We start from the raw sequence: 16,403 nt of genomic DNA, 5'->3' as shown, positions 1-16,403 counted from the left end.
AAACACGAAAACGCCGCGCTTTGAAGCGCGGCGTTTCTTTTACAGAAAGCGGATCATCAGGGCGCCGGTAAGCAGGAGCACGGCGCCTGCGACACGTCCGGCGGTGATCTCTCGCACGGCGACGCCCATGAAGCCGATGCGGTCAGCAAGTAGACCGGCCATCAACTGCCCGGCCACGGCAAGGCCCATCACGGCTGCTGCGCCGATGCGCGGTGTCAGCAGGATCGATGCGGTGACATAGATACAGCCCAGCGCGCCGCCCGCGACGAACAGCCAGCCTGCGGGTACATTGAATGTGGGGAGGTTGCCGGTCGCCTTTGCGGTTATGGTCGAGACGATGGCGAGAATGACTGCACCTGCCAGAAATGAAATCGCAGCGGCAGTCGGTGGGGAGCCAAGTCCGCGCGCAAGAGCTGCATTGATCGGCGCCTGAATGGCGATGCAGGCACCCGAAAGAATGCCGAACAAGGTCCACAGCATAAAATATCCTCTCCTGAGTTTCCCATTTCTTCAAAGACTGGACGCGAATGTTTCACCGGCGATCTCCGACCATCCGATGAAAAAACAACGGGTAAGAATGCGCTAAAATGCTATCGCATAAAGCCGTGACATTCGTGATCAATTTTCAGGGAAAATTTGCCAAATCAAAGAGATGAATGGTGCTGCGAGAGAGGATTGAACTCTCGACCTCTCCATTACCAATGGAGTGCTCTACCACTGAGCTACCGCAGCATTCTCTTGAGTGCGGCGGACTTCTGACACATCATTGCGCAAATCGCAAGCGACCAAATGCATTTCTTTTCACATAATGTGGAAATCTGCGTATAGCTGCGCTTCAAGCCGCTTTTCCGGCGCTTTTTCTCGTAGTAAACACGGCTCATGAGCGAAAAACCGATCAATCAGGAACGACAAAACCAGCTGGACCGCCAAAAAAAGCGGCTGGCCGATCAGCTGCGCGCGAATCTGATGCGCCGCAAGGAACAGTCACGCTCGCGACGCTCCGGCGAAGCGGATGAGCGCACCGACGGCATTGCCAGCGCCGGCAAAGAAGCGGGGCAAGAAAAGGAATAGGGCATCATCCGACCAAATAAGAGTTCGCTTTAGCTTGGAAAGCCTTTCTTGAAGAGAAACGTCGGCTAAGGTAAAAGCGCTTTTCTGTTCTCGGTTGCCATTGTCGTTCGAAAGCGATTCGCGTTCGAACGTAATTCCGCCGCAAGACTCGTCATTTGTCATGTATCGCCGTCGCGCCGTTCAGGTAGCAGCAACAGCACATCCCGAAAAGGGTGAACCGGTTTTCGGACAAGATGTGCTTGAAAACAAACAGTTGGAGTGTCGATCCGATTATCCCGATCGAAACGCGTTCCAACGGCTTCAAATCGATTACCGGGGGAGAAGCCCCGGCCCAGAAGGGGAAACAGCATGGATCGCATCAAAATCGTCGGCGGTAATAAGCTGAATGGAATCATTCCGATCTCGGGCGCAAAAAATGCCGCTTTGCCCCTGATGATCGCTTCGCTCCTGACCGACGATACGCTGACGCTCGAAAACGTGCCGCATCTGGCCGATGTCGAGCAGCTGATCCGCATTCTGAGCAATCATGGCGTTGATTATTCGGTCAATGGCCGCCGCGAACACCAGAACGGCGCTTATTCCCGCACCATCCATTTCACAGCCCGCAACATCGTCGATACCACCGCGCCTTATGAGCTGGTCTCGAAAATGCGTGCAAGCTTCTGGGTCATAGGCCCGCTTCTGGCGCGTATGGGCGAAGCAACCGTGTCCCTGCCGGGCGGTTGCGCTATTGGTACGCGTCCCGTCGATCTGCTGCTCGATTGCCTGCAGGCGCTGGGTGCCGAAATCGACATCGAAAACGGCTATGCCAAGGCGCGTGCGCCGAAGGGCGGTCTTGTCGGTGGGCGCTATCGCTTCCCGAAAGTTTCGGTCGGCGCAACGCATGTCATGCTGATGGCCGCTGTTCTCGCCAAGGGCGAAACGATCATCGAAAACCCGGCACGTGAGCCGGAAGTCGTCAATCTTGCCGACTGCCTCAATGCAATGGGCGCGAAGATCACGGGTGCAGGCACCGGCACGATCCACGTGCAGGGCGTCACCAGCCTTTCCGGCGCGCGTGTGCGCGTCATTCCCGACCGTATCGAAACCGGCACCTACGCCATGGCTGTCGCCATGACCGGCGGTGACGTGCTGCTCGAAGGCGCACAGGAAAGCCTGCTTTCATCGGCGCTCGATACGCTGCGTCAGGCCGGTGCGGAAATCACCGAGACCAATAGCGGTCTGCGCGTGGTGCGCAATGGCCATGGCATCCATCCGGTCGATGTCACGACCGATCCGTTCCCGGGCTTTCCGACCGACCTTCAGGCACAGTTCATGGGCCTGATGACCAAGGCCAAGGGCACGTCGCACATCACCGAAACGATCTTTGAAAACCGCTTCATGCATGTGCAGGAACTGGCGCGTCTCGGCGCGAAGATTTCGCTGTCCGGCCAGACCGCGACCGTTGAAGGCGTGGAACGCCTCAAGGGCGCTCAGGTCATGGCGACCGATCTGCGCGCATCGGTATCGCTGGTTATTGCGGGCCTTGCCGCCGAAGGCGAAACCGTCGTCAACCGCGTCTATCATCTGGATCGCGGGTTCGAGCGTTTGGAAGAAAAGCTTTCGCGTTGCGGCGCGAATGTCGAACGCATCAGCGGATAATCGGCAAGTGGCCGGAGCTTAAATCAAGCTCCGGCTTTTTCATTCTGGCACGCTGATTGATCACAGGCTTGAAAAGCCTGTCGATTTTTTTCTGCCGACATGCAAAGTTATTTGGCAAGGTTACTTCGTAAACCATCCATGTCGCCTATTATATGCGATGTTGGGCGGTTGTTTTGAACATGACAGGAAATCGGTGCGGACCATGGATATGTTGAAGCTTGTGGCGTTGGATGAAGAGGATTTACAGGTCCTGTCCGCCCATCTTCAGGACGCGGTTCTCAAAGTTTCCGACCTCCAATATGTTGCCAAGGAACAACGCTTCGTTCTGACGGCGAACCGTTTCGTCTGGGAAGAGGCGCGGCCGAAATTCCTGCGCAAGCCGCAATATCAACGCCGCCGCGCCGCTTTGCATTTCAACCGCGTCACTGCCGCCAAGGCCACTGGCATCGACCGCCAGAAGCAGGATGATGTCCTGTCGCTGCTGACGATCGGTTTTGCCCCCGGCGAAGCGCCTGCGGGCACAATAGAACTGACATTCTCGGCAAATGCCGCTATCCGTCTTTCGGTGGAATGCATCGAAGCGCAGCTGACGGATCTGGGCGCGGCCTGGGAAACGGAATCGCTCCCGCGTCACGGCGTATGACAATGTAACTTCGATGCATCGCGTCTGCTGCCATGCGGGCGGTTGCTCTTATCTGGACTATTTAAAGGAATAAAAGCGTGGTCACGACGCTCAGACAAACCGATCCGAACTTCGAACAGCAATTCGCAGCCTTTCTGTCCGGCAAGCGCGAAGTTTCGGAAGACGTGGACCGCGCAGCCCGCGAAATCGTCGAGCGCGTGCGACGCGAAGGTGATGCGGCGCTGATCGACTATTCGCGCCGCTTCGACCGTATCGATCTGGAAAAGACCGGCATTGCGATCACGGAAGCTGAAATCGACGCGGCTTTTGAAGTTGCGCCGGCATCCACCGTCGAAGCGCTGAAACTGGCGCATGAGCGCATTGAAAGCCACCATGCGCGGCAACTGCCCAAGGATGACCGTTACACGGATGCGCTCGGCGTTGAGCTTGGTTCGCGCTGGACGGCAATCGAGGCGGTTGGCCTCTATGTGCCAGGCGGCACGGCCAGTTATCCAAGCTCGGTTCTGATGAATGCCGTGCCCGCCAAGGTGGCGGGCGTCGAGCGCATCGTCATGGTTGTTCCAGCACCCGACGGTATTCTCAATCCGCTGGTGCTGGTTGCAGCGCGTCTCGCAGGCGTCTCGGAAATCTACCGCGTCGGCGGGGCACAGGCCGTTGCCGCGCTTGCCTATGGCACGGAAACCATCAAGCCGGTTGCCAAGATCGTCGGCCCCGGTAATGCCTATGTCGCGGCTGCCAAGCGTATTGTTTTCGGTACGGTCGGCATCGACATGATCGCTGGTCCGTCGGAAGTTCTGGTGATTGCCGACAAGGACAACAATCCGGACTGGATCGCTGCCGATCTGCTTGCGCAGGCAGAGCATGACACTGCCGCACAATCCATCCTCGTGACCAATGACGAAGCGCTGGCCAAGGATGTGGAAGCGGCGGTTGAGCGTCAGTTGTTGACGCTACCGCGTGCTGAAACTGCCACGGCAAGCTGGCGCGATTTCGGCGCGGTCATTCTCGTGGAGGATTTCGAGGCGGCAATTCCGCTCGCCAACCGTATCGCTGCCGAACATCTGGAAATCGCCGTCGCCGACCCGGAAGCGCTGCTGCCGAAAATCCGCAATGCCGGTTCCATTTTTATCGGCGCGCACACGCCGGAAGTGATCGGCGATTATGTGGGCGGCTGCAATCACGTGCTGCCGACGGCGCGCTCGGCCCGCTTCTCGTCGGGCCTGAATGTGCTTGATTATATGAAGCGCACCTCGCTTTTGAAGCTTGGCCCGGACCAGTTGCGGGTTCTCGGCCCTGCTGCCATCGAAATCGCGCGCGCCGAAGGTCTTGACGCGCACGCCAAGTCAGTCGCCATCCGGCTCAATCTATGAGGCATCATGACCGCTGGCGTTCCCAATGCCCGTCTTGTTGATGTCGAGCTCGATGAATCCATCGGGCGGTCGACGCCTGACGTCGAGCATGAACGCGCGGTCGCGATTTTCGATCTGATCGAGGAGAATTCCTTTCACCCGATTGGCGACGAGACCGGCGGTCCCTACAGGCTGAAGCTGTCGCTGATGGAAACGCGGCTGATCTTTGCCATCAGCCGCGAAAGCGGGGACGATGTGGCGACGCATATATTGTCGCTGACCCCGCTGCGCCGTGTGGTGCGCGATTATTTCATGATTTGCGAAAGCTATTATCAGGCGATCCGCTCGGCCACACCAAGCAAGATCGAAGCCATCGATATGGGCAGGCGCGGACTGCATAATGAAGGGTCGCAAACCTTGCAGGCGCGGCTGAAGGGCAAGATCGAAGTCGATTTTGACACGGCGCGGCGGCTGTTCACGCTTGTCTGCGTGCTGCATTGGCGAGGTTGAGCCTGCATGGTCGCCGTTAATGTCGAAAGCGCGCAGGATGATGGAGAGGGCGATGTGGGCCCGAAACAGAAACTGCCGTCATCCCTGCTTTTCGTCTGCGGCAAGAACGCGATCCGCTCGCCGATAGCCGAACTTCTTGCAAGAAAGCTGCTGCCGCCCAATATATATGTGGCTTCCGCAGGTGTGAAACGGGGCGAACGCGATCCATTCGTGGATGCGGTGCTTTCGGAAGAGGGGCTTTCGCTCGACGACCGCCAGCCGCGGGGCATTGAAGAACTGGCCGACGGCTATTTCGATCTCATCGTAACGCTAACACCGCTTGCCCACCATACGGTGCTGGAACGCATGCGTGGCTTCTCCGTGGATGTGGAATATTGGCCGACACCAGACCCCACGCTGGTCACCGGCAGCCGCGAGCAGATCATGAATGCTTATCGCGATGTGCGGGATCGGTTGAAGACGCAGATTTTGCAGCGTTTCAGCCCGAAATAAGTTCACGGAATTCCGTTGTTCACAAATGCCGCCTAATCATATAGGTTCCGGCCAAATTTAGGATCAGAGTCCATTTTCGGACGCTTTTATCGAAGAAAGAAACAGGTATCGCATGGCGAAAGAAGAAGTCCTCGAATTTCCGGGTGTTGTTACGGAACTGCTGCCGAATGCAATGTTCCGCGTGAAGCTCGAAAACGAACATGAAATCATCGCTCATACGGCTGGCCGTATGCGTAAGAACCGTATCCGCGTTCTGGCTGGTGACAAGGTTCTGGTCGAAATGACCCCTTACGATCTGACCAAGGGTCGCATCACCTACCGCTTCAAGTAAGCTTATCACGCACGGGCAGCCGTTTCGGGGGTGTTCTTGACGACAGTTGCGCAACATAAGCTGGTTCTGGCTTCCGGGTCTCCTCGCAGGATCGAACTGCTTGGGCAGGCCGGTATCGAGCCGGATCATATCCAGCCTGCGGACATAGACGAGACGCCGCAGCGTGGCGAGCATCCCCGCTCGCTGGCGCGTCGTCTGTCGCGTGAAAAGGCTGAAGCGGCGTTGGCGCAACTGAAAAGCGACGCCAATTTCGTCAAGCCCTTCCTGCTCGCGGCCGATACGGTCGTCGCGGTCGGGCGGCGTATTCTGCCCAAGGCGGAAACCGCCGATGAGGCGCGTGAATGTCTGCGTCTTCTGTCGGGCCGTACCCATAAGGTCTTTACGGGCGTCTGCCTCTTTTTGCCGAACGGCAATCTGCGCCAGACCCTGGTGGAAACACGCCTGCGCTTTGAGCGCCTGTCGCGCCAGCAGATCGACGCCTATCTCTCTTCCGGGGAATGGCGCGGCAAGGCTGGCGGCTACGCCATACAGGGCCTTGCAGGCAGTTTTGTCGTCAAGCTGGTCGGCTCCTACAGCAATGTGGTCGGCCTGCCGCTTCAGGAAACCGTAAGCCTGCTGGCTGACGGTGATTATCCGGTCTATGCCAACTGGAGCACCGGAAAAGTTTAAGGTTCAGCCATGAACGGCAAGAAGGACATATCCGCAGCAGCAGGCGCCCGCGTGACGCCGCTGCGCCCGACACGACCTTGCCCGGAATGCGGCAAGCCTTCGGCGCGTGACAGCTATCCGTTCTGTTCGCCGCGCTGCAAAAGCATCGATCTCAATCGTTGGCTTTCAGGAAGCTATGTCATCCCCGGCAAGCCTCTGGGCGACGAGGATGAGGGCGAGAATTAGGGTTTTTGGCGCTTTTTCTGATGTGAAATCAAAACATTAGAGAAACTGTGAGAAAAGCGCATAAAAAATGCGATACGGTGCTGGACAGCGCGAAATTTAATGCTATAACCCACCCACTTCCGGCGGACACCAACACCGCCACAAGCCAAGACCAAGGCTTGCTACAGGATGCCCGGATAGCTCAGTTGGTAGAGCAGCGGATTGAAAATCCGCGTGTCGGTGGTTCGAATCCGCCTCCGGGCACCACTTCTTCTCCAAGAAAGAATGCTGCATTTTAAGCAGGGCAGGATAGGCTTCTATAAAGGAGTGGCTGAGATGCTCGCGATAAACGGACCGGGGTCCGGCTCGGAATCGTTGAGGCGCTGTGATGAATCAAAGTCTTTAATTACTATTACAAAAGATGCTGTTTATTATTCGGCGGTGATGATGCCGTTTTCAATTCGAACCTTCCAATCTGGCGCGTACTGAAACTCAATAGGCGCGCTGAACGATTTCTTCACAGTTTGCGCCCAATCAGCACCAACGTTGACCCAATCGCGCGAAATACCGGTCCGGTTGATACTTGCTACAACGAGAACAACGGCCATCAAAAAACCGGCGAGCTGAAGCGATCGAGCACGCTCACGCATAGCGGAGGCTGCGATTAATAGCCAAATCACGCCCTGCACGTACCAATATCGCATGCCAACTAAGCCTGACGACAAAATGTCAGTAGCATTTCGAAACTTTGCGACCACTGTAAGGGTTAGAAGTAATATTGCTGTAAGTAAGAGAATGCGTTCACGTTTGCGCTTCCCAATCAGTAGCGGCACTATCACCAACGGGAGCACGATATAGGTGGCGATTTTTCGCCCTGCTGACAGATTAACTATCGTCCAGAAGAGCGTCGCAACTCCGTGACTTCCGCTATCATAAGAGTTGTCTGGATGTGTCAGAACCAATGCAAACTGCATCGCCCCGCACGCCACGGAAATGCATGCGGGAACGTTGAGTTTCTTGTCTTGGACATAGTGCCAATAAAGAGACAGGAGATAGACGGGTCCGAATGCGATAACGAATGGTCCTGACAAGCCAGCGAGCAGAGCGAATAATGCTCCTTCCAGTTTGGGTATACACCCGGGCTTGATGACCAATATCAGGAGCGTGGGTGCGAGAAGCCACTGGAGATTTGTCACACTACCAATCGGTTCGTCCCAACCGTTCGCCAACACGAGTGCTGAGCCAGCGATCACGCCGACACATCCCCCGATAGTCCTCGAAATTATAGTCGATGCCCAGGCGGAAAAGAACAAAACGAACACGAGGAATACAGACGGCGCATATTCTATTGGCAAACAGACGGCAACGAAACCTGCTAATCTGGGGACCGTATGCAGATATCCTGCGTATGTCTGAGCAAAGCTATAGAGGCCTTCATTCTGGGCTTGCAACAGGAATACATTTAAGTCTTCTGCCCAAAAGCGAGACGGGTAAATATCCGGTGCTCGCACAAATATAAGACAAATCGTGAAAAGGGCTGAGATTATAGAGGGCATTGTTTGGTGATATCACACTGAACATTCCAGTCAAATATAGGCGGGATGGTAATGCCCAACTCCAACGATTCTAGAATGTTCTGTAGTCCATCTTCGTCGCTTTGAAAAAGCGTATTGTGGTCAGATCAGTCAGCTTGAAAGAATGCTTTGTGCAGGAGTGAATGGATCTGACGCATTTTCTTTCTGTGTCAGATGTCGATTTGGACCAACCTCTTTTGTTGCGGCAGACCGAATTCAATCATGGTCAAACTCTACGAATGAACGGAGATAGCCGGGTCGATCTATGTTGCGCCAGAGGTAAACCTGATTTCTGTACTTAGCGGACATCTATCGTAAAGCCGTACAGAGCCGCTATCCAGACAAGTTATTGAAAAGAAATGGCGCACCCGAAAGGATTCGAACCTCTGACCCCCAGATTCGTAGTCTGGTGCTCTATCCAGCTGAGCTACGGGTGCTTGCCTTGGTGCCGCTCGCTGCGGCGATGGGCGGTTGATAATCGGACCCATTGCTAAATGCAAGCGTCTTGTGAGAAAAAAATGCCGTTCTGTGAAGATTTCTTGTCAAAGCCCGGATTTCCGGGCTTTTTCACCGTTGTTTTCCCTGGGGTTTTTCCCCAGTCACACGGTTTCTTCGCGCCGCGCTTGTTCTCTTTCGCGCTGTGCAGGCAAATCAGGCAGACGAATCTCGAAATGCGCGCCGATCGGGCGGTCTTCGCGAAGCTCGATACTGCCGCCATGGGCGCGAATAAGCTCCTGCGCGATGGCAAGGCCCAGTCCGGTGCCATCGCTGCGTGTTGAGCCCTTGAACGCTGTGAAGAGATTGTCGCGCGCCTTTTGCGGCAGGCCCGGCCCCGTATCCTCAACGCCGATGATCGCCGTGGTGCCGATTCGTCCAGATGAGAGCGTCAGGCGCTTCACTGCGGCGGCACCGCCGGTAGCGTCGCGCTCCATGGCCTGCACGGAATTGCGGCAAAGATTGCTCAGCACGCGGAACAGCTGTTCCGAATCGACATTCAGTTCGAAGTCGTCAGGAATGCGATTGTCGAACTCGATGCCGCTTTCGCTTTCCAGATTGAGGCTCTCCTGCACATCCGTGACGATGGCGTGCAGGTTGACACGGCGCGGCGTTGGCGGCGCTTCCTGCGAGCGCCCATAGGCGATGACGCTTTCCGAATAGCTGATGGCGCGGCTGAGTGTGCGGATCAGCTTCGGCGCGAAGCGCTTCACCATCGGGTCCTTGGCGTCAGACAGATGGTCCGACATCAATTGCGCCGAAGCCAGGATATTGCGCATGTCGTGATTGATCTTCGATACGGCAAGCCCGAGATCGGCCAGATGCTTCTGTTCCTTCAGCGTGCGTTGCAGGTCGCTCTGGATGTGGGCAATCTGTCGTTGGGCAATGCCGAACTCGTCCTTGCGGTTTTCCGGCACGAGAATGAGCGCTGGATTGTCGGGTGTCGTTGCGAAATCGATCATGTTGCGATGCATGATGCGCACCGGGCGCAGCAGCATTTCATGGATGATGAGATAGATCAGGCTGGCGGCGATCACCGAAATAATCAGCGAAATGACGGCCACGTTACGGGCATAGAGCAACATGGCGCGGCGCATGGGCGCATCGGAGGTGACGATTTCAATCACGCGCCCCGGCGACGTGGTGGGCGAAACGGAACCGTAGATGCGCAATGTCCGGTCGCCACCGTGAAAAAGCGTGCTGAAGGCGTCCCAGATGGACGCCGCTTCGCTGACATTGTCGAGGTCGATGACCTGATCGATCTTGCCAGGCACTTCCGACATGGCGAGAAGGCGTGACGCGCCAGCTTCGCGCAGCGCAATCGCCTTGGTGCCGGTAACGAGCAGCACCTTGTCCTGAATGGCGCGCGGCACGTCCATATTGGCGCTTGCCGCCAGCACTTCGCTGACTGCGCCCACCGTATCGAGGCGCGATGTCAGCCAGCGCAGGCGCATATTGGCGATGGACGGCACGAAAATCAGAACTTCCGCTACCAGAACGGCGAGAACGATAAGCAGAAGTAATTTGCTGGAAAGGCGGTTCTGCCAGCGCAGCCGCGTAAATTGCGCCGGCGAGGTGCGATCCTCGGCGCTTCCGTCCGGCGCAGCGGTCTCTATCGGAGCAACGCCCGGAACTATGGTCTTTTCAACAACCGCCATAACCTGATTCCAAATAGACGGCGACTGGGGCTGTTGGCCGGTGCAGCGCGTCCGATATGTCTATGAGTCTCGATACTGCAATAAATATAGCTTCCTATATATGGTGGCGGGGGAGATTTCCAACAGGCTTTATTGTATCGATTTAAATGTGGTCGTCACTTGTTGGGTGCAAGGATTACCGAAATTTAATTCGACCTTCTTGGGAGGCGATGCAAAAAAGCAATATGGGGATGTGTTAGCTATTTCTCCATCGAATCCCTGTCATGGGCAGGCGGTAACCATCTTGCCGATAGGTTGTCGCGAATGGTCGGGCATTCGACGTGTCGTGCAAAAAAGTATATTTTTGAAAAGACAGGCCTGTCGGGCAGCGACGGGACGGGGCCTGCCGGAGAGCTGAATGAAATCGTGGAAGCAGATTGCACTCTGCCTGCTTATTGTTCTGGCCGCTGCGGGCGGCTGGTACGCCTATAAACCGAAGAACGCTGCGCCGGAAAACGCCGCCGCAGGCACTGACACGCCCCGCACTCAGCAATCCGCTGCCCGATCCGGCGCGAGGGCGCCGCTGGTCGTCGTCGAACCGGCCAGCGAGGAAACGATCAACAATCGCCTGACCGCCATTGGTTCTGCACGTGCGCTCAGCACGGTTTCGATCACGCCTTATTCCAGCGGTTATATGAACAAGCTTTTCGTCAAGGCGGGCGACCGCGTCAAGGTTGGCGACCCGATTGCAGAACTCGATTCGGATACCGAGACAATTGCCGTCGCCAAGGCTGAAACGGCCCTGAAAGATGCCGAGACGACCCGGCAGCGTATTGAGCGGCTGCGCGCCACCAACACCGCAACCGGTGTTCAGGCGGTCGAAGCCGAACTGGCCGTCGCCAATGCGCAGCTTGCACTGAAGGACGCGCAGCTTGCCTTGAGCCGCCGCACGGTGCGCTCGCCGATTTCCGGCGTGGTCGGCATTCTGCCCGTCAATGCTGGCAACTATGTCACCGCGCAGACCTCCATTGCGCGCATTGACGACCGCTCGAAGATGCTGGTCGATATCTGGGTGCCCGAGCGTTTTGCGCCGCAGATCAAGGTTGGCCAGCCGCTGACAGCGGAAACGACGGCCTTTCCGGGGGAAACCCACAAGGGCGAAATCAACGCCGTGGACAATATGATCGATGAGGCGAGCCGCACGATGCATGTACGGGCCGAGGTCGATAATTCCGAAGATCGCCTGCGCGCCGGCATGTCGTTCTACGTCACCGTGCTTTTCCCCGGCAGCCGGTTTCCGTCTGTCGATCCGCTGGCGATCCAGTGGGGCGCGGACGGCTCTTATATCTGGCGCATCGAGCAGGGTTTGGCAAAAAAGGTCGCCGTGCGTGTCGTGCAGCGCAATGCGACGAGCATTCTTCTGGACGGTCCGGTCAAGCAGGGCGACATGATCGTCACGCAAGGGGTGCAGACCGTGCGCGATGAAGCGCCCGTGCGCGTGATGGACGAGCAGGGCACCGCCCGCGCCGAGCCTGCGCCCATAAAGCGCGTTGCCGGTTGAGGGCGCGCCGGTGAGCAACCATAAATCATCATCCGCCGAGCGGGGCGGTTCGACGGCGCTTTTCATTCGTCGTCCGGTCTTCGCCTTTGTCGTCAATGTTCTGATCGTTGTTGCGGGCCTTGCCGCTTTCACCGGCGTCGATATTCGTGAATTGCCCGATGTGGATCGTCCGGTGGTTACGATCAGCACGGATTTCAGCGGCGCGTCCGCCGAAACCATCGACCGCCAGCTGACGCAGGTGCTGGAAAACGCCGTTGCGCGTGTTTCCGGCGTCAAGTCGATTTCATCCACCTCGTCCTTCGAGCGCAGCCGCGTGACGGTTGAGTTCAATGACGGTGTCGATCTCAACGTTGCCGCCGCCGATATGCGCGATGCGATTTCACGCGTCGCCAACACGGTGCCGGAAGAGGCCGATCCATCCCGCATCATCAAGGCGGATTCGAACGCCGATCCCGTGATGCGACTGGCCGTGACGTCCGACACCATGTCGGTCGATGACATGACCGTGCTGATCGAAGACCAGATTCAGGATGTGCTGTCGGCAGTGCCGGGCGTGGCCGATGTGCAGATCAATGGCGACCGCGCCAAGATTTTTCGCATCGATATCAATCAGGCGCGCCTTGCAAGCTACGGGCTGACGCTGGCCGATGTCGCGACCGCGCTCAATTCCATGGGGCTGGACGCGCCAGCCGGATCGCTGCGCAGCTCCGATCAGGCCATCGTGGTGCGCGCGACGGCCAATCTGGAAAAGCCCGAAGATTTCGAGAATGTCTATATCAAGGGCCGTACGCAGGTCCGTGATATCGCCACTGTCACGCTCGGCCCCGATGTGGAAAGTTCTGCCGTGCGTTCCAACGGCAAAATGGCAATCGGCCTTGGTATCGTGCGTCAGGCGCAGTCCAACACGCTCGATATTTCGCAGGGCGTGCGCGCCGCCGTTGCCAATCTTCAAACGACATTGCCGCCGGGCGTGAACATCGCCGTCACCAGCGATGATGCAAGCTTCATCAATGGTGCCATCCACGAAGTCGAGATTGCGCTGATTGCTTCGGTGATCATCGTGGTGGCGATCATCTTCATGTTTTTGTGGGATATTCGCGCCACGCTCATTCCGGCGCTCTCCATGCCGGTGGCGCTGATCGGCACCGTCGCAGCGATTTATCTTGCGGGCTTTTCCATCAACATCCTGACATTGCTGGCGCTGGTGCTTGCCACCGGCCTTGTGGTCGATGACGCCATCGTGGTGCTGGAAAATGTCGTGCGTCGACGCAATCAGGGCATGGGGCCGCGTGCTGCTGCCGTGTTGGGCACGCAGGAAGTGTTCTTTGCCGTCATCGCGACCACCCTGACACTTGCCGCCGTGTTTGTGCCGATTTCGTTTTTGCCGGGGCAGGCGGGCGGCCTGTTTCGTGAGTTCGGCTTCGTGCTGGCCATCGCTGTTTTGCTGTCGTCTGTCGTCGCGCTGACGCTGTGTCCGATGCTGGCCTCGCGCTTTCTGAAAGAGGGAAGCGGCGAGACTGAAGGCGCGCATGGACCGCTGTTCCTGCGCCGGATTGGCGGCGCGCTCGCCGGTTTCTATCGCAAGACGCTCCATGCCTGTCTGGCCGCGCCATGGGTGGTCGTGCTGGTGGCGCTGCTTTTCGGTGGCGCGTCGGTCGTGGTCTTTGGCACGATCCGTCAGGAACTGACGCCGTCGGAAGACCGCGCGGTGGCGCTGCTGCGCATCAATGGCCCGCAAGGCATCAGTGTTGATTTCCTGCAATCGCAGCTCAACAAGATCGAGGAAGCCATCCAGCCACTGCGCGACGATGGCGAGATTGTCACCACCTATGCCATTGCCGGTTCCGGCGGCTCCTCCAACAATGGTTTCATGGTGCTGACGCTCGCGCCATGGAAGGAGCGTCACCGCAGCCAGCAGGAGATCATGGCGGATATCACCAAGCGGGTGCAGAACATCACCGCCGTGCGCATTTTTTCGACGCAGCCGAACAGTCTTGGCATTCGCGGCGCGGGTAACGGACTGCAATTCGCCATTGTCGGCAGCGACTACGCCAAGCTTCAGCCCGCCGCGCAGGCCGTGGTTGCGGCGCTGGAAAAAGATCCGCGCTTCGTGCAGCCGCGCCTGTCGGTGGAGCCGACGCAGCCGCAGCTTTCCGTCGAGATCAACCGTGAGCGCGCCTCCGATCTTGGCATCGACATTACCGGCCTTGCCAATGCCGTGCAGTCGGTGCTGGACGGGCGCAAGATCGGCTCTGTCTATGTCGGAGACCGCAGCTTCGACGTGAAGTTTGTCGCGACAACCAATCCGATCAACGATCCGACGGATTTGGAAAACATCTTCATGAAAGCGGCGGACGGTCGCTATGTGCCGATGTCGTCCATCGCAACCGTCGTTGAAAAGGCGGTGCCGCCGCAGCTCGACCGTGAAACGCGCCAGCGTTCGGTGGCCATCACCACAGGCCTGCGTGCGGATTTCGCGCTCGGCAATGCCTTCACGGCAGCGCAGGAAATCGCCGCACCGCTGCTGCCGCCGGGCAGCCATATCATTCCGCTGGCCGAAGCCTCGACGCTCAGCGAAACCTCCACCGGCCTTGCCATGGTGTTCGGCTTTGCCATCATCATCATTCTGCTGGTGCTGGCCGCGCAGTTCGAAAGCTTCGTCAGCGCGCTGATCGTCATGGCGACGGTGCCGCTCGGTCTGGGCTGTGCGGTTGTCGCGATGATGCTGACCGGCACCAGCCTGAATGTCTATAGCCAAATCGGCCTTGTGCTGCTGGTCGGCATCATGGCCAAGAACGGCATTCTGATCGTCGAATTCGCCGATCAGCTGCGCGACAAGGGGCTGAGCGTACGCGAGGCGGTCGAGGAAGCATCCAATATCCGCCTGCGTCCGGTCTGCATGACCATGATTTGCGCCGTGTTGGGTGGCGTGCCGCTGGTGCTGGCAAGCGGAGCGGGCGCGGAAGCCCGCGTGGCGCTCGGCTGGGTGATCGTCGGGGGTCTTGGCCTTGCAACCATTGCGACGCTTTATGTGACGCCGGTGGCCTATCTGCTGCTCGGACGCTTCACCAAGCCGAAGGTCGAGGAAGAAGCGCGTCTGCAACGCGAGCTTGTTCGGGCCGTGGCTCTGGAAGAGAAGCTGAAGTAAAAATACTGGCTACGCAAACAAAAACCCGGAAGCACGCTTCCGGGTTTTTTCATTGTGAGATGGCAATGATTATTTCTTCATCGCATCAGTGACCTTTGTGGTCCAGGCGCCTTCCGGCTTCTTGGTGATGACCGGATCGGAGCCGCCACCAAGCAGCGTTTCGACCGTGCGGTCGGCAGCGGCAACATCGAGCGTGCCGTCCGAGCCGTCGATCAGCTTGCCGATTTCCTTGACCATGCGCTCCTGAACTTCCTGCTTCTGCGCGCCGGAAGAATCATTGTCGAGAATGATTTCGGCGGCTTCATCCGGGTGTTCGGACGCATATTGCCAGCCCTTCATCGAAGCGCGGACAAAGCGTGCCAGCTTGTCGACCATGGCCGGGTCATCAAGGCTCTTTTCAAGCACATAGAGCCCGTCTTCCAGCGTCGCGACGCCCTGTTCTTCATAGGGGAAGACGACGAGCTGGTCGGCAGGAATACCGGCATCAATAACCTGCCAATATTCATTATAGGTCATAGTGGAAATGCAGTCGGCCTGCTTCTGGATCAGCGGATCGACATTGAAGCCCTGCTTGAGAACAGTGACCCCATCCTTGCCGCCCGTGGTCGGGATTTTCAGATGGTTCATCCAGGACAGGAACGGATATTCATTACCGCCGAACCAGACGCCCAGTGTGCGGCCCTTGAAATCTTCCGGCTTGGTGATGCCCGTTTCCTTGCGGCAGGTCAGCATCATGCCCGACTTCTTGAAAGGCTGCGCGATGTTGACCAGCGGCACGCCCTTTTCGCGGGTGGCGAGCGCCGACGGCATCCAGTCCACCACCACATCCGCACCGCCACCGGCGATCACCTGTGGCGGGGCCACGTCCGGACCGCCCGGCTTGATCTCGACGTCAAGCTTTTCTTCCTCGTAGAAACCCTTGTCCTTGGCCACGTAATAGCCTGCGAACTGGCCCTGCGTAACCCATTTGAGCTGCAAGGTCAGCTTGTCGGCGGCCATGGCGGTCGTGCTCATGAGTGCCAATGCAAGTCCGGCTGTTGCAAGGCCTATGGATAGTGCCTTCTTCATGCTTGGTTCT

16 protein-coding genes and 3 tRNA genes are annotated in these 16,403 nt (G+C 57.7%); 12 read left to right on the top strand and 7 right to left on the bottom strand.

From position 1 onward, the window contains the following. Positions 1 to 39: 39 nt before the first annotated feature. Positions 40 to 480: a DMT family transporter gene (locus WIX40_RS12470; protein WP_109368252.1), complete on the bottom strand. Its 441-nt coding sequence runs from the start codon at positions 478 to 480 to the stop codon at positions 40 to 42. A gap of 177 nt (positions 481 to 657) precedes the next feature. Then, positions 658 to 732, bottom strand: a tRNA-Thr gene (locus WIX40_RS12465). A 147-nt stretch (positions 733 to 879) separates the two neighbouring features. Here WIX40_RS12465 and WIX40_RS12460 point away from each other — a divergent pair. Next, the gene (locus WIX40_RS12460) at positions 880 to 1,071 is read left to right on the top strand and encodes a hypothetical protein (RefSeq protein ID WP_109368253.1); all 192 of its coding nucleotides are present in this window, start codon (positions 880 to 882) and stop codon (positions 1,069 to 1,071) included. 348 nt (positions 1,072 to 1,419) lie between these two features. After that, positions 1,420 to 2,712: a UDP-N-acetylglucosamine 1-carboxyvinyltransferase gene (gene murA, locus WIX40_RS12455; RefSeq protein ID WP_078337866.1), complete on the top strand. Its 1,293-nt coding sequence runs from the start codon at positions 1,420 to 1,422 to the stop codon at positions 2,710 to 2,712. Here murA and WIX40_RS12450 read toward each other — a convergent pair. Next, positions 2,702 to 2,848, bottom strand: coding sequence for a hypothetical protein (locus tag WIX40_RS12450; protein WP_339440024.1), 147 nt, complete (start codon positions 2,846 to 2,848; stop codon positions 2,702 to 2,704). The two genes, murA and WIX40_RS12450, sit on opposite strands and share 11 nt — an antisense overlap. A gap of 66 nt (positions 2,849 to 2,914) precedes the next feature. Here WIX40_RS12450 and WIX40_RS12445 point away from each other — a divergent pair, with 66 nt between their 5' ends. The 8 genes from WIX40_RS12445 to WIX40_RS12410 all read left to right on the top strand — a co-directional run bounded on the left by WIX40_RS12445 (position 2,915) and on the right by WIX40_RS12410 (position 7,177). Beyond that, positions 2,915 to 3,355, top strand: coding sequence for a DUF2948 family protein (locus tag WIX40_RS12445; protein WP_339440023.1), 441 nt, complete (start codon positions 2,915 to 2,917; stop codon positions 3,353 to 3,355). A gap of 77 nt (positions 3,356 to 3,432) precedes the next feature. Then, the gene (hisD, locus tag WIX40_RS12440; protein WP_140024408.1) at positions 3,433 to 4,725 is read left to right on the top strand and encodes a histidinol dehydrogenase; all 1,293 of its coding nucleotides are present in this window, start codon (positions 3,433 to 3,435) and stop codon (positions 4,723 to 4,725) included. A gap of 6 nt (positions 4,726 to 4,731) precedes the next feature. After that, positions 4,732 to 5,214 (top strand): UPF0262 family protein, encoded by a 483-nt coding sequence (locus WIX40_RS12435; RefSeq protein ID WP_109368258.1) that lies wholly within the window; start codon positions 4,732 to 4,734, stop codon positions 5,212 to 5,214. A 6-nt stretch (positions 5,215 to 5,220) separates the two neighbouring features. Beyond that, positions 5,221 to 5,706 (top strand): arsenate-mycothiol transferase ArsC, encoded by a 486-nt coding sequence (locus WIX40_RS12430; RefSeq protein WP_235891965.1) that lies wholly within the window; start codon positions 5,221 to 5,223, stop codon positions 5,704 to 5,706. Positions 5,707 to 5,818: 112 nt separating this feature from the next. Then, on the top strand, positions 5,819 to 6,037 hold the full coding sequence (gene infA, locus WIX40_RS12425) for a translation initiation factor IF-1 (protein ID WP_002965531.1): 219 nt from the start codon (positions 5,819 to 5,821) through the stop codon (positions 6,035 to 6,037). A gap of 36 nt (positions 6,038 to 6,073) precedes the next feature. Further along, positions 6,074 to 6,706 carry a Maf-like protein gene (locus tag WIX40_RS12420; protein ID WP_109370155.1) on the top strand — a complete coding sequence of 211 codons (633 nt, stop codon included), beginning with the start codon at positions 6,074 to 6,076 and terminating at the stop codon, positions 6,704 to 6,706. Positions 6,707 to 6,715: 9 nt separating this feature from the next. Further along, positions 6,716 to 6,931, top strand: a complete 216-nt coding sequence (gene yacG / locus WIX40_RS12415; RefSeq protein WP_109368259.1) for a DNA gyrase inhibitor YacG — start codon at positions 6,716 to 6,718, stop codon at positions 6,929 to 6,931. 170 nt (positions 6,932 to 7,101) lie between these two features. Next, a tRNA-Phe gene (locus tag WIX40_RS12410) sits at positions 7,102 to 7,177 on the top strand. Between the two features lie 164 nt (positions 7,178 to 7,341). On the opposite strand, the gene WIX40_RS12405 is transcribed toward WIX40_RS12410, so the two are convergent. The 3 genes from WIX40_RS12405 to WIX40_RS12395 form a co-directional block, all read right to left on the bottom strand. After that, positions 7,342 to 8,163, bottom strand: coding sequence for a hypothetical protein (locus WIX40_RS12405; protein ID WP_339440022.1), 822 nt, complete (start codon positions 8,161 to 8,163; stop codon positions 7,342 to 7,344). A 681-nt stretch (positions 8,164 to 8,844) separates the two neighbouring features. After that, positions 8,845 to 8,921 (bottom strand) — tRNA-Arg (locus tag WIX40_RS12400). 162 nt (positions 8,922 to 9,083) lie between these two features. Continuing rightward, entirely contained in the window at positions 9,084 to 10,637 is a 1,554-nt protein-coding gene (locus tag WIX40_RS12395; RefSeq protein WP_109368312.1) for a sensor histidine kinase, read from the bottom strand. A 397-nt stretch (positions 10,638 to 11,034) separates the two neighbouring features. On the opposite strand from WIX40_RS12395, the gene WIX40_RS12390 reads away from it, so the two are divergent. Both WIX40_RS12390 and WIX40_RS12385 read left to right on the top strand, forming a co-directional pair. Beyond that, entirely contained in the window at positions 11,035 to 12,177 is a 1,143-nt protein-coding gene (locus WIX40_RS12390) for an efflux RND transporter periplasmic adaptor subunit (RefSeq protein WP_339440021.1), read from the top strand. A gap of 10 nt (positions 12,178 to 12,187) precedes the next feature. After that, positions 12,188 to 15,325, top strand: a complete 3,138-nt coding sequence (locus tag WIX40_RS12385) for an efflux RND transporter permease subunit (protein ID WP_339440020.1) — start codon at positions 12,188 to 12,190, stop codon at positions 15,323 to 15,325. A gap of 69 nt (positions 15,326 to 15,394) precedes the next feature. Here the strand turns inward: WIX40_RS12385 and WIX40_RS12380 are convergent, their stop codons facing one another. Then, entirely contained in the window at positions 15,395 to 16,393 is a 999-nt protein-coding gene (locus WIX40_RS12380; RefSeq protein ID WP_109368314.1) for an ABC transporter substrate-binding protein, read from the bottom strand. Positions 16,394 to 16,403: the final 10 nt, after the last annotated feature.

Source organism: Ochrobactrum teleogrylli, assembly GCF_037482325.1.
Lineage (GTDB): Bacteria > Pseudomonadota > Alphaproteobacteria > Rhizobiales > Rhizobiaceae > Brucella > Brucella teleogrylli.
This window is presented reverse-complemented; position numbering and strand designations above follow the sequence as displayed.